Source organism: Streptomyces sp. x-80, assembly GCF_046549095.1.
Lineage (GTDB): Bacteria > Actinomycetota > Actinomycetes > Streptomycetales > Streptomycetaceae > Streptomyces > Streptomyces celluloflavus.
Window position 1 is genome coordinate 175210 of sequence record NZ_JAJPWM010000016.1, and the last position, 19438, is coordinate 194647.

Annotated in this window: 13 protein-coding genes; 10 read left to right on the plus strand and 3 right to left on the minus strand. The window is 72.8% G+C overall.

The features are described from left to right. Positions 1-131 precede the first annotated feature (131 nt). The 5 genes from ACLJWH_RS29070 to ACLJWH_RS29090 all read left to right on the plus strand — a co-directional run bounded on the left by ACLJWH_RS29070 (position 132) and on the right by ACLJWH_RS29090 (position 10819). On the plus strand, positions 132-1013 hold the full coding sequence (locus tag ACLJWH_RS29070) for an SCO6745 family protein (RefSeq protein WP_411144749.1): 882 nt from the start codon (positions 132-134) through the stop codon (positions 1011-1013). A gap of 509 nt (positions 1014-1522) precedes the next feature. Continuing rightward, positions 1523-2122 (plus strand): cysteine dioxygenase, encoded by a 600-nt coding sequence (locus ACLJWH_RS29075; RefSeq protein WP_411144750.1) that lies wholly within the window; start codon positions 1523-1525, stop codon positions 2120-2122. 74 nt (positions 2123-2196) lie between these two features. Next, complete coding sequence (locus tag ACLJWH_RS29080; RefSeq protein ID WP_411144751.1) at positions 2197-3903, plus strand: non-ribosomal peptide synthetase; 1707 nt, start codon at positions 2197-2199, stop codon at positions 3901-3903. Continuing rightward, positions 3900-10085, plus strand: a complete 6186-nt coding sequence (locus ACLJWH_RS29085) for a condensation domain-containing protein (RefSeq protein ID WP_411144752.1) — start codon at positions 3900-3902, stop codon at positions 10083-10085. The genes ACLJWH_RS29080 and ACLJWH_RS29085 overlap by 4 nt, the downstream gene beginning before the upstream one ends. Next, the gene (locus tag ACLJWH_RS29090) at positions 10082-10819 is read left to right on the plus strand and encodes a thioesterase II family protein (RefSeq protein WP_411144753.1); all 738 of its coding nucleotides are present in this window, start codon (positions 10082-10084) and stop codon (positions 10817-10819) included. Before ACLJWH_RS29085 ends, ACLJWH_RS29090 begins: the two co-directional genes overlap by 4 nt. A 22-nt stretch (positions 10820-10841) precedes the next feature. Here the strand turns inward: ACLJWH_RS29090 and ACLJWH_RS29095 are convergent, their stop codons facing one another. After that, the gene (locus ACLJWH_RS29095) at positions 10842-11384 is read right to left on the minus strand and encodes a class I SAM-dependent DNA methyltransferase (RefSeq protein ID WP_411144754.1); all 543 of its coding nucleotides are present in this window, start codon (positions 11382-11384) and stop codon (positions 10842-10844) included. Between the two features lie 464 nt (positions 11385-11848). Here ACLJWH_RS29095 and ACLJWH_RS29100 point away from each other — a divergent pair, with 464 nt between their 5' ends. Beyond that, a complete protein-coding gene (locus ACLJWH_RS29100; protein ID WP_411144755.1) occupies positions 11849-12598 on the plus strand; it encodes a dienelactone hydrolase family protein in 750 nt (249 codons plus the stop codon). Between the two features lie 204 nt (positions 12599-12802). On the opposite strand, the gene ACLJWH_RS29105 is transcribed toward ACLJWH_RS29100, so the two are convergent. Further along, positions 12803-13054, minus strand: coding sequence for a hypothetical protein (locus tag ACLJWH_RS29105; protein WP_411144756.1), 252 nt, complete (start codon positions 13052-13054; stop codon positions 12803-12805). 447 nt (positions 13055-13501) lie between these two features. On the opposite strand from ACLJWH_RS29105, the gene ACLJWH_RS29110 reads away from it, so the two are divergent. Further along, positions 13502-14737, plus strand: a complete 1236-nt coding sequence (locus ACLJWH_RS29110) for a helix-turn-helix domain-containing protein (protein WP_411144757.1) — start codon at positions 13502-13504, stop codon at positions 14735-14737. On the opposite strand, the gene ACLJWH_RS29115 is transcribed toward ACLJWH_RS29110, so the two are convergent. Continuing rightward, positions 14718-15380 carry an HAD family hydrolase gene (locus ACLJWH_RS29115; RefSeq protein ID WP_411144758.1) on the minus strand — a complete coding sequence of 221 codons (663 nt, stop codon included), beginning with the start codon at positions 15378-15380 and terminating at the stop codon, positions 14718-14720. The two genes, ACLJWH_RS29110 and ACLJWH_RS29115, sit on opposite strands and share 20 nt — an antisense overlap. Before the next feature lie 437 nt (positions 15381-15817). Here ACLJWH_RS29115 and ACLJWH_RS29120 point away from each other — a divergent pair, with 437 nt between their 5' ends. Genes ACLJWH_RS29120 through ACLJWH_RS29130 form a run of 3 tightly spaced genes read left to right on the plus strand, consistent with a single transcriptional unit; the run spans position 15818 to position 19109 of the window. Continuing rightward, the gene (locus tag ACLJWH_RS29120; protein WP_411144759.1) at positions 15818-16591 is read left to right on the plus strand and encodes a (5-formylfuran-3-yl)methyl phosphate synthase; all 774 of its coding nucleotides are present in this window, start codon (positions 15818-15820) and stop codon (positions 16589-16591) included. A gap of 8 nt (positions 16592-16599) precedes the next feature. Further along, positions 16600-18003: an aldehyde dehydrogenase family protein gene (locus ACLJWH_RS29125; RefSeq protein ID WP_411144760.1), complete on the plus strand. Its 1404-nt coding sequence runs from the start codon at positions 16600-16602 to the stop codon at positions 18001-18003. A gap of 2 nt (positions 18004-18005) precedes the next feature. Further along, on the plus strand, positions 18006-19109 hold the full coding sequence (locus tag ACLJWH_RS29130; RefSeq protein ID WP_411144799.1) for an NAD(P)-dependent alcohol dehydrogenase: 1104 nt from the start codon (positions 18006-18008) through the stop codon (positions 19107-19109). Positions 19110-19438: the final 329 nt, after the last annotated feature.

A 19438-nucleotide genomic window follows, 5' to 3' on the forward strand; every position in this document is an offset into this window, starting at 1 on the left:
AACAAGCCATTGTTCGATCATAGTTACCCGCCTGCCTGCACATTACGCGCATCACATCGATTCTTGTCAAAGCCGTTGAACCCCTTCAACAGGCGTTGACACCCTTCGACGGACCGCCCTAGCATCAAATCATGATCAGTGATTCGATCCCCTTAATCGCTTCGCGATGTCATCAGGCGGGGGACCCCGTACATTTGCTCTGCTATTTCGCGCCCGAGGCCGATCAGGAGTTCACCTCCGCGGGACTCGAGCCGGGGCACATGGGGTACTTCGCCGGCCGCGTCGCCGCCCTGGGCCGCACCTCGTCCGCCGCGGTGGCAGCCCTGCTCTACAACTTCAACCCCGCCCTCATCGCCCGTTACCTGCCCGCGGCATGGGACCTGGCCGCACCGGAGCGCGTGACCGAGGCCCGGCTGACCGCCGTGGACCGCGCGCTGCGCCGCGTCCTCGGCGACGAGGTGGTCAAGAGCCCGGAGGTCGCCGAGGCGGCCCAGCTCGCCAGAGCCGCCGCCGAGGCATGCTCCCCCGAGGGCCGGCCCCTGTACGCCGCGCACGCCGAACTGCCGTGGCCCCAGGAACCGCACCTGGCGCTCTGGCACGCCCTCACACTGCTGCGCGAGCACCGGGGCGACGGCCACATCGCCGCGCTGGTCGGCCACGGCGTCGGCGCCATAGCGGCGCTGGTCACCGACGCCGCCACCGGGAAAAGCCTCTTCAGCGCCCGGCAGGTCCGCGAGCACCGCGACTGGTCCGCAGCGGACTGGGACGCCGAGGTGACCGCCCTCACCGCATCGGGCCTGCTGGACGCCGCCGGACGGCTGACCGAGGCGGGCACCCGGCTGCGCTCCCGCATCGAGGACGCGACCGACGCCGCCGCGGCCCCTCCCTACCGCTTTCTGGGCACCGAACGCGCGGAACGGCTCATCGCCCTGTGCGAGCCGCTGCGCGACGCCGTCGTCGCCTCCGGAGAACTGCCGCACAACGACACGGCGGACCAGCCCGCCCAGGGGTGAGCCGCGCACCCACCACCGCCCCCCCCGCACCGGTGGATCCCGCCGGCCCCGGTGCCGACCGGAAGGAGAAACCCCCGCCGCCCGCCAGGCGCCCCTCCACACCTCCCGCTCGCCGCCGACGAGCCCGGGGACCGCGCGGTGAGCGCCCGCCCGTACGGGCGCCCGCCCGCGTCCCCGTCCCGCCGCAGGCGCCGTGTCCGGACCGCCATCCGGACACGCGCCGACCCCACGCGGGACGAGCCGCCGGACCCCGTCCCGACCGCCGTGCACAAGCCGAAGACCGCAGCAGACTCCACTCCGCGACCGCACCGCGGAGCACCTCGTCGATCCCTCCTCCGCCGGGCGCGCGACCAGTGAACGCCCGCGCGCGGCCCGCCCGCACCGCCCCGCCGCGGCGCGGGCGAGCGGAGCCGCTCCGGCGGCCGGCGGACCAGGGCGCGCCGCCACCGCCGGCGCGCCCACCCGCGCTCCCGCACCTCGCCATACGACTACCCCAGTGGAAGTGACCCATGGACGTCACGGCACTCATCGATGCGGTCTCACGGATCAAAAGCCAGGCCGACGAGCTCACCCGTCAAGAGACCATCGGTCAGCTCTCCGGCGCGCTCGCGGAGTTCACCACCTCGACGCAGAACCAGCACTTCGCCGAGGAGTACCACCCGAGCGGGAACTACACGCGGCTGCTGCTGAACTCCCCCCAGGACGCCTACCAGGTCGTCCTCGTGTTCTGGGGACCAGGGCAGGGGAGCCCCATACATGACCACGACGACACGATCGGCGCGGTCAGCGCGCTCACCGGCGAGACGCGGGAGATCAAGTACGTCGTCACCCGGCACGAGGGGGAGTGCGTCCAGCTCACCGAGGCCGGCGAGTTCACCATCGCACCCGGCCGGATCACCCCGATCCTGCCCGAGGACGACAAACAACTGCACCTGATGGTCAACGAGAAGGCGCACTGGGCGGCCACCGTCCACGTCTACCTCACCGCGATCCACCGCTACCGGCAGTACGAGGCAGCGCCGGGCGGCGCCTTCCGCACGGCCGAAACCCGGCTGTGGTTCGACGAATGGGGCGTCGGACGCAGGATGCCCACGAGCGCCCGTTCCTGATCCCGCCGGCACGCCCCGGCCACCGGAGCACGCCACGCCCCCGTGCGCGCCCGGTCCCACAGAAAAGGGTAGCGATGCACCTGCTGAACGCCGTGGCCCGCCAAGTGCGCCGGGCACCGGACACCGTGGCGCTGACCGACCACCGGGGCACCCGGCTGACCTACGCCGAACTCGACTCCCGCGCCCGCGCGGCGGCGGGCGCCCTGACCGCCCTCGGCGTCGGACCCCGGGACCGCGTCGGGCTGGTACTGCCCCGCACCACGGACCTGTTCGTGCTCGAACTCGCCGTACTGCTCGCGGGCGCCTGCTTCACACCGCTGGACACCGCCCAGCCACCGGACCGGCTCCGCCTGCTGCTGACCCGCGCCTCGGTGGCGCTGCTGATCACCGACGACACAGAACTGGCCGAGGCCGCCGGCGTCCCCGCCCTCCGCCCCGAGGCACTGCCCGCCCGCGGCGGCCCGCCCCCGCGCGACCCGGGCGCCCGGCCGGACGACCCCGCCTACTGCCTGTTCACCTCCGGATCGACGGGCACCCCGGTGGGCACCCTCATCAGCCGCGCCGCGATGGACGTCTACGTGGCCGCCTACGCCCGGCTGGTCGGCGCCTCACCACGAGAGCGCGGAGCGCAGCTCGGCTCGCCCGGCTTCGACGTCACCATCGACGAGCTCTGGCCCTTCCTGAGCACCGGCGCATCCGTCCACATCGCCTCCGACACCGACCGCGCCGCACCCCGCGCACTCGCCGACTGGCTGCGCGCCCACCGGATTACCCAGACCTACATCCCCCCGCTGCTGCTGGAGTCGATATTCCACCTCGACGGCGCGGACCTGGGCGACGTACGGCTCATCCGCACCGGCGGCGAACGCCTCGCCGCCTACCCGCCGCCGGACTTCCCCAGCCGCGTCCTCAACGAGTACGGGCCCACCGAGACCGTCGCCGGCGCGGTCTTCTGCGACGTCTCCGCCTGGCCCGACCGCGGCATCCTGCCGCCGATCGGGAAACCGCTGCCGCACGTCAGGGCGAGCGTGCGCGACCCGGAGGGAGCGCCGGTCACCCCGGGCACCCCGGGCGAGCTCTACCTGGGCGGCCCGACCGTCGGCATCGGCTACCTCGGCGACGACGCACGCACCGCCCGCAAATTCGTCGAGGTGCACGGCGAACGCTGCTTCCGCACCGGCGACCTGGTCCGCGAACTGCCCTCCGGCGACCTGGAGTTCCTGCGCCGCATCGACGACCAGGTGCAACTCCTGGGAAAACGCGTCGAGCTGGGCGAGGTGGAGAGCGCCGCCGCCGCCCACCCCGCGGTCCGGCGAGCGGCGGTGACCGCCCCGACGGACGACGCGGGCCGCGCGGAGCGCCTGGTGTGCTTCGTGGAGTGGCACCCGCAGCACACCGACGCCCACGCCGCCGCCCTCCGCACCCACCTGAGCGCACTGCTGCCCGCCTACATGGTCCCCACCGAGATCCACACCGCCGACCGGCTCCCCACCACCCCCTCCGGCAAGATCGACCGCAGGGCGCTCCTGCGAACGCGGCACCGTCCACCGCACCCGGCACCGACCCCGCAGACACTGCTACAGGTGTGGGAACACGTACTGGGCGTCACCGGCCTGACCGTCCACTCCGACTTCTTCCTGCACGGCGGCGACTCGACGCGCGCGGTGACCGCGGTCACCGAGATCGGCCGGCGGCTGGGCCTGCGGGTCACCGCACGCGAGGTGTTCGTCCACCCCACCCCCGCCGAACTGGCCAAGCGGCTGACGGAGGAGACCCGGTGAGCACAAGCCCCGTCCTCGACATGGTCACCACCACCGCGACCGCCCACCCCGAAGCGACGGCCATCGCCCAGGGCGAACGGTCCCTGACCTACCGCGAACTGGCCGCGGCCGTACCCCGGTTCGCCGACGCGCTCGCCGCCGCCGGCGCACCCCCCGGCGCACACGTCCTGCTCGTACTGGACAACCGCCCCGAGTTCGCCGTCGCCTACTTCGCCACCGCCGAAGCGGGCTGCACGGTCGAGGCCATCGACCCGGACCAGCCACCACAGGCACTGCGGCGCACACTGGCCGACAGTCGCCCGGCAGTGGTCGTCACCACTGCGGGACACCCCGTGACCACGCTCACCGACCGCCCCGTCCTCACCGTGGACACCCCCCGCACCCCGCCCCCGGCAGGCACCCCACGCCGGCCGGCCCACGCGCACGGACCCTGGGTGACCGCACTCTCCTCCGGCAGCACCGGCGAACCCAAACGCATCATCCGCACCCAGGCCCACCAGGTCGCCGAGGCCGACAACATCACCACCACGGCAGGCATCACCGCCGCCGACGTCCTGCTCTGCCCGGTGCCGCTGCACCACGCACTCGGACAGTTCTGCTGCCTGCTGGCCGCGGTGCGCTCCGGCGCCACCCTGGTACTGCCCGACCTCAGCGCGGGCACCTCCTCCGTCGACGCCGTCCGCCACGCACTGGCCCGCCACCCCGTCACCCTGCTGATCGCCGTACCCCAGCTCTTCGACGCCCTGGCCGACCTGCCCCCCGGCACACCGGCCGAACTGGACACGGTCCGCCTGTGCCTGTCCGGAAGCAACTTCCTCGACCCGGCCGTGGCACGGCGCTTCACCACCCGCCACGGCCTCCCCGTACGCCAGACCTACGGCAGCACGGAAGCCGGCAGCGTCTGCTGGGACGTCGGCCCAAAGCCCTCACCCGGGACCGTCGGCACACCACTGACAGGCACCCACGTCCAGATCACCGACGAACACGGCACCCCCCTGCCACCGGGCGCGACCGGTGAGATCGTGGTGTCCGGCCCCGCCGTCGTCAACGACCCGGGAAGGGGCCACCACAGAACCGGCGACCTGGGCACCCTCGACACACAGGGCAGGCTCACCGTCGTCGGACGCTCCCGCGTACTGATCGACACCGGCGGACACAAAGTCAACCCCGTCGAAGTCGAACGGATACTGACCGACCACCCACTGGTCGCCGACGCCGGGGTCACCGGCATCCCCCTGCCCGGCCGAGGCGCACTCCTGGTCGCCGCGGTACGACTGCGCGACGGCGCCCAGGCGGAACCGGCCGACCTCCTCACCCACTGCGCACGCCGCCTGCCCTCCCACGCCGTACCCCAGCGGGTCCGCCTGGTGGCCGAAGTACCCCGCACCCCCCTGGGCAAAGTCCGCCGCGCCGAACTCGCCACCCAACTCGCCGACGAACACAGCGAGAAAGAAACCGGGATACGCAAGCGGCTCACCGCCCTCCCCCCGGACCAACGCCACACCGAAGTCAGCGCACACCTGCGCCGCAAGGTCGCCGAAGTGGTGGGCACGACACCCGCGGCGGTCGACCCCGACGCCCCGCCCCGCGCGGCCGGCGTGGACTCCCTGGCCGCACTGCGCCTGCGCATGACCCTCCACAGCGAACTGGGAGTCAGGCTCCCCCTGCCCACCGTCCTGGGCCCCCGCACACTGGCACAACTGGCCGGCGAACTCACCGCACGGCTCGACGGACCCCAGGACGACACCGACCCCCCTCCCCACGGACCGGCCGAGGGACAATTCCCCCTCGCACCCAACCAGATGTCCCTGTGGCACGCCGAACACCTCGACCTGAGCGGATCGGCCTACGTGGTCGCCTTCGCCGCAGTCCTGACCGACGGCTGCGACCCCGCCGCACTGCGACGGGCCTGGACGACCCTCGCCCACCGCCACCCGGCGCTGCGCACCACCTTCCCCGTGCACGACGGCACCCCCGTACAACAGGTGGCCGCCGAGGCACAGCTGGACTTCGCGACCGTACCCGTACCACCGGCCTGGGACCGCACCCACCGCCAGGACCTGGTCCGCTCCGCATTCGAACCCTTCGACCTGACCACCCGGCCACCGCTGCGCGTCCGCCTCTACACCGGACCCCCCGGCGGCCCGGTCCTGGTGGTCTCCCAGCACCACCTCATCACCGACTACTGGTCCATGATCATCATGCTGCGGGAACTGGCCCTGCTCTACGCCGCCGAGAGCACCGGCACCGAGGCGTACCTCCCCGCACCCGCACACGGCTACGCCGACTACGCGGCATGGTCCCTCGCACGGACCCGCACCCCCCTGGCCGCCGCCGAACTCGACCACTGGGTACGGCACCTGACACCCCCGCCCCCACCCGCGGACCTCCCCACCGACCTGCCCCGCCCGGCAGTGCGCCGACAGCGCGGCGCGACCCTGCGCACCGACCTGTCACCGACCCGGGCCGCCGCCGTCCGCGCCCACGCCCACGCCACCGGAACCACCCCGTTCGCCGTCCTGCTCACCGTCCTGCACGTACTGCTGCACACCTGGACCGCACGCGCGGACAGCGCCGTCGGGGTGAACACCGCCAACCGCGAACGCCCCGAATTCGCCGACGTACTCGGCTACTTCACCAACCCCGTCGTCCACCGCGTCCACCTCTCACCACACCAGACGTTCGCCGCCCTGCTCGGCACGGTCACCGAAACCCTGCTGACCGGGCTCGAACACAGCGGCGTCACCTTCGAGAACCTCCTGGGACCCGTGGGCGTCCCCCGCGACCGCGGCCGCGCCCCACTGGTGGAGGTCGGCTTCGGACAGAACACCGCACACGACCCCGCCCTGAGCACCGTGGGCGAGCTGCTCTCCGCCGACCACGACGGAGTACGCGTCCCCCTGGGGCCACTGACCCTCGAAACGGTCGCCCTGCACCGCACCGGGGCCGTCTACGACCTGGCCGGCGCGGTCTTCGAAGGCGACGACTCGATCTCGGTCATCTGGGAGTACGACGCGGACCTGTTCACCAGGGACACGGTGAACCGGTGGGCGACCCGCTTCGACGACCTGACGGACACCCTGCTCGCCGCACCCGACACCGAACTGCGGACCCTGTCCGCCCCGGCCCCACCCACGACCGGGCCCACCGGAACACGCCCGGACGAACCGGTCACCGACCGCGTACGCCAACAGGCCGCAGCACACCCCACAGCGCCGGCGATCGTCGACGGCACCGACACGGCGACCTACGGCGACCTCGACCGGGCCGCGGACCGAGCGGCGGCCGCACTCCTCGCACACCCCGGCCTCGACCCCGCGGCCGTCGTAGCCGTACGGGCCGAGCGGCCCACCGACCTGGCCGCCGCCTGCCTGGGCGTACTGCGCGCCGGCCTGCTCTGCGCCCCCCTCACCACAGCGGACGACGCCGTACCCGCCGAACTGTCCGAACTGCAAGCAGCCGCCCTGCTGGACATGACAGGGTCCGCGGACCCCCCGGACACCCCCGTCGTGCGCATCGACACCGCATCAGCACCCCCCGCAACGCGCCCCACCGACCCCCGGGCACCCGCCCTGGTGGTACGCACCAGCGGCACCACCGGGACCCGGCGCCCGATGGTGCTCACACACCGGACACTCGCACGCGCCGTACGCGACGACGAACCGGGCGAGGTGCTGATCGCCCACGGCACGGCCGACCGGCTCGCCCTCGACCTGCTCACCACCCTCGCCGCGGGCAACACCGCGGTGCCCCTGCCCCCCGCCACCCGGCTGGAACAACTGGCACTCGGGCGCCCGGCCGCCGCCGCCACACTCACCCCCACCGAACTGGCCGCCCTCCTCTCCCGCCTGGACGAGAACGGCACCACCCCCGCGGTACGGACCCTGGTGGTCGGCGGCGAGACCCTCGGCCCCGACCTCGTCCACCGATGGCACTCCCACGCACCCGGCAGCCGCCTCGTGCACACCTACGGCGGCATCGAATGGGGCCTGGCCGCAGCCGAGGCGGACGTACCCGCCGCCCCCACCGAACAGAGCGCACCACCGGCCACCGGCACCGTGCCCGTGGGCAGCCCCCCGGCCGGCTCACTGCTGTGCGTGGTGGACCCGTGGGGCCGCGCCTGCCCGACGGGCGTACCCGGGGAGATCTGCGTCGGCACCACGGAAGCAGCCACCCCGCTCGGCACCCCGCCGCAACACCCCGCACTCGCACACCCGCAGGCGGCCGACGCCCAGGTCCGCCGGACGGGAGACGCGGGCATGCTCCTTCCGGACGGGAGACTCGTCGTCCTCGGCCGCCTCGCGGAGATCCACTCCGAACACGGCTACCACCACGCCCCCGCACGCATCGAACACCTGCTGCGCGCCCACCCCGCCGTACGGGCAGCCGCGGCCCCCGGCGGCGGCGCGGGCGCACCCACCGCGCTGGTGGAGACGGACGGCACCGTCTCCGAGCACGAACTGATGGACAGGCTGCGCCGCGAGCTGCCCGCCCACCTGCTCCCCGCACACCTGCGGTGCGAGACCAGGCTGCCGAGGACACCGGACGGCAAGACCTCACGGATCCCCTCCACCCCGGCCACCACCCCCGCCGCCCCCGAGACGCCCGCACCCGCCCAGGACATGACCGAGACCGAGGCCGCACTGGCCGGCATCTGGCGCGAACTCCTCGGCGTCGCACACATCGGCCTGGACGACGACTACTACGCGCTGGGCGGCGACTCCGTACAGGCCGTACGCATCGCCACCAAGGCCGCCGAAAAAGGCTTGCAGGTCACCCGGCGGAACCTGTTCACCCACCCGACCATCCGGTCCCTGGCCCGCGTCACCACCTCCTCCGCCAGAACGGCCAAGGTGAGCGAGAGCTTCGCCCGGCGCAGGGCCATCCCGCTCACCCCCGTCCAACGCTGGTTCTTCGAGCAGCACTTGCCCGACCCCGGCCACTGGAACCAGTCGACCGCACTGCGGGTACCGCACACACTGCCCTCCGAGACACTGCTGGCCGCCGTCCACGCCGTGGCCGACCACCACGCCGTACTGCGCCACCGCTTCCGCAGGCGCGGAACCGACTGGGAACAGGTCAGCGACCCGACCGCACAGACCGTGGCCACCGAGGAGGTGACCGCCCACGGCGACGACGCCCTCGCCGCCGCGACCGGCCACGCCAGACGAGGCGTCGACCTCGCCGCGGGCCCACTGCTGCGCGCCACACTGATCCACGACGGGGCGGACCGGCGCCTGCTGATCCTGAGCGCACACCACCTCGTGATGGACGTGCTGTCGTGGGGCGTGCTGCTGGACGACCTGCGCACCGCCTGCGCCCACCGCGCCGCCGGAGACCCCGTCCGGCTGCCCCCGGTGCCCGTCGCCTACCACCAGTGGGCGCGGTCCCTGCGCGAGCACGCCGACGACCTCGCCCGGCGCACCCCCCTCCCCGCACCCGACGACACCCCCGCCGCCGCCCTTTCCGGCCCGCCGCCCACGACCTACGAGGGCAGTACCCGCGTCGACGAGCGCACGCTCGGCCCGGCGCACACCCACGCCCTCCTCACCGGACTGCGGGGGAGGGGCGCACACCCGGCCGACGCCGTACTGGCGGCCGCGGCCGGCGCGGCCGCCACCGCCCTCGGCCGCCCTGCGGTCCGCGTCGTGATGGAACTGCACGGCCGCGAGGAGGAGCTGGCCGACGGCGCGGACCTGTCGCGGACCGTGGGCTGGTTCACCGCGCCGGCCCCCGTACTGGTCGACGCCGCACCCGACACCGCACCGTACGAGATGCTCCAGGCCGCGCGGGCGGCCCGCTCGCGCGCCGGCCTCGCACCCGGCCTGCTGCGCTACGGCACCTCGGACACCACCGTCCGCGCCCGGCACGCACCAGCGGACCACCCCTGGGTGAGCGTCAACTACCTCGGCAGGCTCGGATCGGTGTTCACCGGCACGGCGGAGCGCAGCGACGACCACCTCACCGAAGTCCCGCTGCCGGACCGGGGCGACCGGGGCCCGGACAACCCCCGGCCGTTCCACTGGGAGTTCAGCGCCCACACGAAGGGGGACGAGCTGACACTGCGACTGGCGCACGCGGATGACCCAGGCCAGGCGGCACGCCTGCTGGATGCCGCCTGCCACTACCTCCGTGCCCTCGCCGCCGACCTGGACACAGCACAGCGTAAGGAGTCGCGGTGAGCGCGCACTGGCTGGTGGACCTCGTACCCGCCGAGCGGCCGAAACGGGTGGCGTACCTCTTCCCGCACGCGGGCGCGGGCGTCAGCGCGGTACTGGCACTGGGCCGGGCACTGGCACCCGATCCCCACCCGGTGGCGATCCGGCTGCCCGGAAGGGAGGCCCTGCTCGACGAGCCCCCGCTCGCCGATCTCCCGGCACTGGCCCGGCAGTTGGCCGACGCCGTCCGCACACACGCGGACGGGGCACAGATCATCCTCTACGGCCACTCCTCGGGGTCGGTACTGGCCTACGAGACGGCCCGCGCACTGGAGCCGCGGACCGCCGTCCTCCTCGCGGCCTCGGCACAACAGGCACCGGGCACCTCCGTCCGCACGGCCGCCGGGTGCTGGGACCGCCCCGACGACGAGTTCTTCGCCCAGGTCGTCGCGGACGGCTACCTGCCCGCCGACCTGCTCGACGCCCCCGACGTCCTGGAGATGGTGGCCCCGGCGCTGCGCGCGGACTACCGGGCAACCCACGAACACCTCACCGGAGCGGCACGCTGGACCCCCGTGGCATCCCCGATCCTCACCATCCGCGCCACCCAGGACCACACCGTCGCCGAGGAGGACATCGCGGCCTGGTCGGCGCTGACCACGCGCGGCCACACGACCGCGCAGATCGCCGCCGGGCACAACCTGCTGCGCGACCGCCCGGCGGAACTGGCCGACGCACTGCGCCACGCGCTGCCCTGACCACCGGCCCGGCGGCGGGCGGTCAGGGCCTGCGGTGCACCGAGACGGCGTACTCCCCACCGGCGAAAGGGGCCCGGGACCACGTCGCGTACCGGGCTTCCAGGGCGAGCCCCGCCGCCCGGCAGTGCGCGTCGTAGTCGGCCAGTGGGTAACCGCGGTCCAGGGAGAACCCCGCGACGAGGCGGCCGCCCGGCCGGACGTGGCCCGCCACCCCGGCCACCAGGGCCGCCTCCGTACCCGGCGCGGTGAACAGCGGAACGTTGCCCGCCATCACCACGACGTCGAACAGCAGTCCCAGGTCGAGACCGGCCAGATCGTGCCGGTGCCAGCGGATCTCCGGCGCCCGGCGCCGGGCGGTGGCGAGCATCGCCTCGTCGACGTCCACGCCCACCACGGCGATCTTGTGGCGGGCCAGCTCGATGGCCACCCGACCGGTGCCGCAGCCCGCGTCGAGGACGGTGGCGGGCGCGAAGGAGCGCACCAGCGCGGCCTCACCGTGGACATCCCCTCCTTCGGCGGCGATGCGGTCGAACCGGGCCTGGTACTCGTCACCGTTCCACGTCATGCGATCACCGTGACACACGCGCCGCTCCGGCGGCAGGCCGGTGTCCGGTACCCGGTCTCCGGTACCCGCGAACTCCCCCTGCCACGGGGCCGCCGGCCGGCCGCCGGCGCGGCCGCCCCGAGCGGAGAGCCGCCGGAAGAACACGGCGACACCGGCCCCGGAGCGGCCCGGTGACCCGCCTCCGTCCCACCGGCCCGACCACGGCCTGAGACCTGGCCAGTTGCCCCCGGCGGAGCACACAACGGCGCCACAGCCGCACCCGCGTGCCGTTCCCGTCCCTCGCCGCCGGACGTCCGGCGACCGGACAGAACCGCCGGGCCGGCCGGCACAGGACCGCTTTCCCGGACCAAGGCCCACCACGAGGCGAGTTCAAGTGCCAGGGCGGCCACCGTGGCGGATGACTCCTCACCTACATTGGCGACCGGTCACACCGCACACGAAGCACCAAAGGAAGGAAGACCGCCATGCCCACCAAGACGCTCCAGATTCCCACCACGGACGGCCAGGCCGACGCTTTCGCCGCCTTCCCCGACGGCGGCGGGCGGCACCCGGGAGTGCTGCTGTACCCGGACGCCTTCGGCATCCGGCCCGTACTGAAGGAGATGGCCCGCGAACTGGCCGAGCACGGGTACTACGTACTCGTCCCCAACATCTTCTACCGGCACGGCCCGGCACCGGTGATCGAACTTCCCGAGCACATCGGAGAAGAGGCCCGGCCCACGGTCTTCGCCCAGCTGATGCCCCTGATCCAGGAGCACACCGCCGAACGCGCCCTGCGCGACGCCGACGCCTACCTCACGTTCCTCACCGCCCAGCCCGAGGTCAGCGCCGGACCGGTCGCCGCGATCGGCTACTGCATGGGCGCCGTCTCGGCGATGCGCACCGCAACGGCCCACCCCGGCCAGGTGGCCGCCGTCGCCGGCTTCCACCCCGGCCCCCTGGTCACCGACGCGCCCGACAGCCCGCACCGCCGCGTCCCCGAACTCACCGCCGAGGTCCACCTCGGCCTCGCCGAAGGCGACATGTCACCCGAGGCCCTCACCGAACTCAACCAGGCCCTGGACGCCGCAGGCGTCGACCACACCACCGAGATCTACCCCGGCACCGTCCACGGCTTCACCATGTCCGACACCGAAGCCTTCAACCCCGCCGCCCTGCAACACCACTGGGACCGCCTGCTCCCCCTCCTCGACCGCACCCTGACCAACCGCTGAGGCTTCGGCCGGCACACCCACCTGGAGCACACGGCCCCGGAGCCCCCGGCCCGCCCGCCGGCCGCAGAGCGGCGGCCGGGGCCCGGTGACCGTGGCCATGCGCGCTCTGCCGCCGCAGCCCGTCCGTCGTGCTCGCGCGGCATCCGCATCCGCACCGCATTCGCATCACAGTTGCGGGGGAGGGGCGCTTTGCGTGGGCGCCGCTCACTTTGCGGCCTCGATCGCGTCGGGGTCCGTCGTCCACTCCACGCCACCGGCCACGGGCGCAAGCCACGCCACGGGGGGCGTGTCGGGAATCCCGATGACGAGGCCGGGGGCGTTGGCCCCCGCATCGGGGGCAACAGCACGGAGGATGCCGATGCGGTCGTCGTGGGCGTGGTCGATCACCCGGTGGCCGAGCAACGGGTGGCTCAAGTGGCCGAGCCCGAGGGGCTGTATGGGCGTGCGCGCGGTCATGGGGAGGTCCTCACGCTGTCGATGAACTGTCACCCGCACACGCGCCGGGGGAAGGACGCGGAGGCAGGGCCGGACGAGGTGGTACGTGGAGAACGGAACGACTCAGCACGAGGCATCCGCCGCGCACCGCTTTGACCTCGCCGACCTTGGAGCGGTGCGTGTCGACGACGGCCGCACCGACACGGAACGGCTCGCGTGCCGCCGGGTCCCGGGCGGGTGCCGGGGTTTGTGAGGGACCTCGCGTGGTGGGCAGGGAACAGCTCCTCGTCGCATCGCCGTTCTGGGACAACGTGCGTCAAGAATTGCCCTGTCGCGCTGAGAGAACAAGGACTTACAGAGGGCTTTCACGTGCAGCAAAGAGGACTTTATTGCCACCAGAAGGGTGAAGACTGGTCACGACAAGGACTCTGGGGTGAGACTGTCTCCGAACCCACGACGGAGGTGCGCGTGCCACGGCCCGCAGGAAACACCCAGCTCAAATCGGCCCGCATGGCGGCCGGTTACCGATCACAGCAGACGTTCGCCGATGCACTCGGTGTAGGGGTGAGGCAAGTACGTCGCTGGGAATCGGACGACCCGCCATGGCCTCACCCTGACCTACAGCAGCGCCTCACGAACCTCCTGGGCCAGGACATGGAAGCTCTTGGCTTCGCCCTTCCCCCTGGACGGGACCGCCCTGCCGCACAGCGACGCACTGCTTTTGCCGCGCCTGGGTCCGCTGCCGGCAGCCTGGTCGCTGTCCCCTCGCAGCCAACTGCGGTGATGCAACCCGCATCTGTGGCTGCCGACTACAAGGCCATCACGCAATCTCATCGGCACCTGTACTGGTCCGTCGCACCTGCCACCCTCCATCCGGCCGTCCTCGCGCATGCCGCGCTCGGCTGCGCACTGCTTTCCGAGAGTGCCGGCCGGACGCGCCGCACCGTAGCCGCTGCTCTCGCTGAGACGTGGCTCCTCGCCGGGCGCATCGAGTTCTTCGACCTCCGCGAGCCTGAACGCGCCGGCGCAACCTTGCTCAGAGCCCTACAGGCCGCCGGCGAAGCAGACGATGCTCTGCTCGGGGCTGCGATTCTCGCGCACACAGCCTTCATCCCTGGCTGGGCCGGGGACCGTGACGCCGCAGCAGAGCGCATGGTAGCCGCCCGCACATACGCCCGCCGTGGCCCTGCCTCAGCTGAGTTCTGGGCGTGGCTCGACGCCGTCGAGGCGGAATGCGAGACCCGATGCGGGAACACGCGCACCGCCCTCCACCTGATCGGACACGCCGAGGATGTCCTCGTAGCCGGGTCCGAGCACCCCACACCTGCGTGGGTGGACTGGTTCAGCCCGGTCCGACTGGCCTCGTTCAAAGGCAACACGCAGTTGAAGGCCGGCCATCTGCCGCAGGCCCGCGAGACGCTGCTCGGAGTTCTTGACGAGTTGCCGACCACGGAGGACAAACAGCGCACGGTCATCTACGGCGACCTGGCCGCAGTCGAGGCCGCCGCCGGTCAGCCCGAGCAGGCGTGCCAGTACGCGCTCCTCGCCCTCGACCAACTGGAAATCACCTGGTACGCCACCGGCATGGAACGGATCCGGGACGTGCGGCGAGCACTTGCCCCACATCAGCAGAAGCAATGTGTGCAGGACCTCGATGAGCGCCTGTACGGATGGGCAACGACCGTCAGCGCTCTTGCCCGTTGAACTTCCTTATACCCGACGGCAGTTCCGCAAGCGACTCGACACGAAACGTCGGCAGATCTCGCGCGTCGGCAGTCCGCCACTGAATCGTCGCCCACGGACCTCGGTGCACCAGAGCCGTCCGCATGCCCGCCGCCACGGCCGGCCGAAGGTCGTTGTCGACGCGGTCACCGACATACAAGATCTCCTGGATATCGAAGGGCACTGCAGCGGCAACCCGTTGGAAGAAGAGGGGGTCCGGCTTACTGACGCCCCAGTCGTCGGATGTGCCGATCAAGTCGACATCGTCCGCGAACAAACTGCGCAGAATCCTGCCGGCGCGAACGGTCTGGTTCCCCGCAATACCGAGCCACAACCCCTCGCTACGCAGCTCCGCGAGCGCCGGCCGGACGTCCGGGTACAGGTCCGACTCATCGAAGTGCTCAGGCTTCCCCGCCTGGGCACGTGCCGCACGCTGCGCGTACAGGTCGAAACCCGGCTGGAACTCCTGGAACACCTCTCGATAGTCCCGCCCCTGCGCGATCACCGCCCCGAACATCGCCGCGAACGTGTGCCGCGGAACACCGAGCCAGTCGGCCCACGTTCCGTACTCCCGAGTCTCATCGACCAGACACTCACCGACATCGAAGATCACCGCGCGAATCATGCAGAGACCCTACTGATCAGCGCGCATCGCCGCGCCGCGCGTGCCCACCCGCACAGCACGGGTGGGCAACCCCGCACCGTTCCGGGCAGAGCCACCAAGCCCGCCCGCCACGGGGGACACCGACGGCCGGGCCCCGGCCTCCTTCGCCGGCGGATGCGACCCGCGGCCCGACAGCAGCCAGGAACGAACGACGGAGAGCGCCCGCAGCGATCCGGCCGGTCCACGCGCCCGCCGGGGAGCCGTCACCGTTCGCAGGAGTCTTCTCGTCCGCACCCGCGCATGGCCGGATCTCACCGGCGTGGACGGCGCACTGGGCACGCCGCGCAGTGACCGTTCGGCCTCCGCGCGCCCTACCGGCGGCCATGGGCAGCGGCAAGGATGAGCGGACCGCAAGTGATCCAGACGACTCCGCACACCTGCCCCATGGCCAGGTGGACATGCGGTGGAAGAGGTCCACGTTGTTGCTTCTCATCTCCCCGGACAGCGTCGAGGAAGCCCTCGACTGCGCGAAAGCGGCGGAACACCTCGACATCATCGATGTCAAGAAGCCCGACGAAGGCTCACTCGGCGCGAACTTCCCGTGGGTCATCAGAGAGATCCGTGACGCGGTCCCGGCGGACAAACCGGTGTCCGCCACCGTGGGAGACGTACCGTACAAGCCCGGCACGGTGGCCCAGGCGGCACTCGGCGCAGCCGTCTCCGGAGCCACCTACATCAAGGTCGGCCTCTACGGATGCACGACGCCCCAACAGGCCATCGACGTCATGCGAGGGGTCGTCCGGGCGGTGAAGGACTATCGGCCGGACGCGTTCGTCGTCGCCTCGGGCTACGCCGACGCCCACCGGATCGGCTGCGTCAACCCGCTCGCACTGCCCGGCATCGCGCTCCGCTCCGGCTCCGACGCGGCCATGCTCGACACCGCGGTCAAGGACGGGACACGACTGTTCGACCACGTTCCGCCCGACGTCTGCGCGGAGTTCGTCCGGCTGACGCACGAGGCCGACCTGCTCGCCGCCCTCGCGGGCAGCGTCAAGGTGGCAGACCTCGGCGCGCTGACCCGCATCGGCACCGACATCGTGGGAGTGCGCGGCGCGGTCTGCGAGGGCGGCGACCGCACCACCGGAAGGATTCAGCCGCAGCTGGTGGCCGCCTTCCGGGCAGAGATGGACCGCCATGCCCGGGAATACGCGGCTGCCGCCGCCGCGAGCTGACCGCCGGCATGCCGGCACCTCGGCCCCCTCGCGCCCCCGGGAGCTGCGGCGCGCGCTTCGCCGTCCTCGATCCGGCGACCGGCGAGGCATTCGACGAGGCCCCCGACCAGCAGCCACACGAGTTGGACGCCGTCGTCGACCGGGCCCACCAGGCATGGCGCAGCTGGCGGGCCGACCCCGCCGCCCGTACCACCGCGTTGCGCGCGGCCGCCGACGCCGTGACGGCGGCCGGGGCCGACCTCGCCCCGCTGCTCACCCGTGAACAGGGCAAACCCCTGGCCGAGTCGTACGCGGAGATCGCCCGCACGGCGGCCCGCCTGCGCTACTACGCCGAGCTGGACCCCGCGCCCCGGCCGATCACGGACGGCCGGCCGGTACGCAGCGAGATCCGCTGGCGAGCGCTCGGGCCCGTCGCCGCGATCGTCCCGTGGAACTTTCCCCTCCAGCTCGCGTCGGCGAAGTTCGCGCCCGCGCTCGCCGCGGGCAACACGATGGTGCTCAAGCCCTCCCCGTTCACCCCCCTCGCCACCCGGCTGCTGGGGACCGTCCTGTCCACCGCCCTCCCCAAGGACGTACTGACGATCGTCACCGGCCGCGAACCCCTCGGCGCCCGCCTCGCCTCTCATCCCGGCATCCGCCACGTGACCTTCACCGGTTCGATTCCCACCGGACGGGCCGTCGCCGAGGCCGCGGCGGCCTCGCTCGCCCGGGTCACCCTGGAACTGGGCGGCAACGACGCCGCCATCCTGCTGGACGACGTGGACGTGGAGCGCATCGCGGACCGGCTGTTCTGGGCGGCGTTCCGCAACTGCGGTCAGGTCTGCATGGCGGTCAAACGCGTCTACGCCCCGGCCCGGCTCCACTCCCACGTGGTCGAGGCCCTCGCGCAGCGCGCGAAGACCGTCGTCGTCGGCGCCGGACTCGACCCGGGCTCGCAGCTGGGGCCGGTCAGCAACGCCCCCCAACTGGCCCGGGTCGAGCGCTGCACGGCCCAGGCCCTGGCGGACGGCGCCCGCGCCGCGGCCGGTGGCCACCGGCTGGACGGGCCGGGCTACTTCTTCGCCCCGACGATCCTGGCCGATGTCCCGCCCGACAGCCCGGTGGTGACGGAGGAGCAATTCGGCCCGGTCCTGCCGGTCCTGCCCTACAAAAGCGTCGACGAGGCCATCGAGGCGGCCAACGGCACCGGCTTCGGGCTGGGCGGCTCGGTATGGGGGACCGACCTCGACCGGGCCGAGGCGGTGGCCGACCGGCTGGAGTGCGGGACGGCGTGGATCAACCACCACGCCGAACTGTCCCTCGCCCAGCCCTTCGCGGGCATCAAGGAGAGCGGCGTCGGCGTCGCGGGCGGGCCATGGGGGCTCTACCAGAACCTCAGGCCGTTCGTCGTGCACCGTCCGCAGGAGGCGTGACGATGAGGTTCGGCGCGGCGGTACTGCGCTCGTACGAGAGCCGGTTCGCCATCGAGGAGGTGACCTTGAACGCGGGGCCGGCCGACGGCGAGGTCCTGGTCGAGATCGCGGGCTGCGGGATGTGCCGGACCGATCTCGCGGTCCGGCGTTCGGCGGGACGCTCACCGCTGCCGGCGGTACTCGGCCACGAGGGGGCCGGCGTCGTGGTGGAGACGGGCGGTCCGGACACCGGCCTGCGCGCCGGCGACCATGTCGTGCTGAGCTTCGACTCCTGCGGACACTGCCGCAACTGCATGGGCGCGGCCCCCGCCCACTGCGACTCCTTCGCCGCGCTCAACCTCTTCGGCGGGCGCAAGGAGAACGCGGCGCGGTTCACCGATGCGGCCGGGGGCGAACTGGCTCCCCGGTGGTTCGGCCAGTCCTCGTTCGCCCAGTACGCGATGGTCTTGGCCCGCAACGCCGTCCGGGTCGATGCCGCACTCCCCGTCGAACTGCTCGGACCGCTCGGCTGCGGCTTCCTCACCGGCGCCGGCGCGGTCTTCCACTCCTTCGGCGTCGGCCCCGGCGACACCCTCGCGGTCTTCGGCGCGGGAGCGGTGGGCCTGGCCGCGGTGATGGCGGCCACCGCCGCCGGGGCGGTGACCGTGGCCGTCGACCGCCACCCCGAACGGCTGGCCCTCGCCGAGCGGTTCCACGCGATCCCGCTGCACGCCGCATCGCCCGGCCTGCCCGAGCGCATCCGGCGACTGACCGACGGCGGCGCGCAGTACGCGCTGGACACCACCGGCTCCGCCCAGCTGATCAACGACGCGCTGCGGGCCCTGCGCCCGGCCGGCCACCTCGGCCTGGTGGCGCGGCTCCACACCGCGCTGCCGATCGAGGTGGGGGCACTGGACCGGGGCCGGCGGATCTCCCACATCTGCGAGGGGGACGCGGTGCCGGGACTGCTGATTCCGCGGCTGACCGGGCTGTGGCAGGCCGGACGGTTCCCCTTCGACCAGCTGATCCGTACGTACCCGCTCGCCGGCATCAACGAGGCCGAACGCGACTGCGACGCGGGCCGCGTGGTCAAACCCGTCCTGGTGCCGGAGGGGAGGATCCGTTGAACGAGGCGTTCCACGCCGCCGCCTGTCCGACCGACTCCGACCGGCTCCGACCGCCTCCGATCGCCGCCGCCCGGCCGTCATCCGCCGCCCGGCCGTCATCCGGCGGCCGGCCACGAACACCGCACCGCCGTGGCCGGCCCGCGCGGCGAACCCACCCACGCCGAGCCGGCCGGACCGGTGAACCGGAGCGGCCGCGGGGCCGCCGCGCCGCGTGCCATCGGAGACGCCCCGGGAACGGGCTGCTGCCCGGAGCCCTGTCGTCGCGCGTTCACTTCACCGCGGATCCATGCGGATCCATGCGGATCCGTCATTCGTATTCCTCGCTGCTC

Coding starts and splice junctions, on each gene's coding strand:
- ACLJWH_RS29070 (WP_411144749.1), top strand. CDS start 132: ATGATCAGTGATTCGATCCCCTTAATCGCTTCGCGATGTCATCAGGCG.
- ACLJWH_RS29075 (WP_411144750.1), top strand. CDS start 1,523: ATGGACGTCACGGCACTCATCGATGCGGTCTCACGGATCAAAAGCCAG.
- ACLJWH_RS29080 (WP_411144751.1), top strand. CDS start 2,197: ATGCACCTGCTGAACGCCGTGGCCCGCCAAGTGCGCCGGGCACCGGAC.
- ACLJWH_RS29095 (WP_411144754.1), bottom strand. CDS start 11,384: ATGACGTGGAACGGTGACGAGTACCAGGCCCGGTTCGACCGCATCGCC.
- ACLJWH_RS29100 (WP_411144755.1), top strand. CDS start 11,849: ATGCCCACCAAGACGCTCCAGATTCCCACCACGGACGGCCAGGCCGAC.
- ACLJWH_RS29105 (WP_411144756.1), bottom strand. CDS start 13,054: ATGACCGCGCGCACGCCCATACAGCCCCTCGGGCTCGGCCACTTGAGC.
- ACLJWH_RS29115 (WP_411144758.1), bottom strand. CDS start 15,380: ATGATTCGCGCGGTGATCTTCGATGTCGGTGAGTGTCTGGTCGATGAG.
- ACLJWH_RS29120 (WP_411144759.1), top strand. CDS start 15,818: ATGCGGTGGAAGAGGTCCACGTTGTTGCTTCTCATCTCCCCGGACAGC.
- ACLJWH_RS29125 (WP_411144760.1), top strand. CDS start 16,600: ATGCCGGCACCTCGGCCCCCTCGCGCCCCCGGGAGCTGCGGCGCGCGC.
- ACLJWH_RS29130 (WP_411144799.1), top strand. CDS start 18,006: ATGAGGTTCGGCGCGGCGGTACTGCGCTCGTACGAGAGCCGGTTCGCC.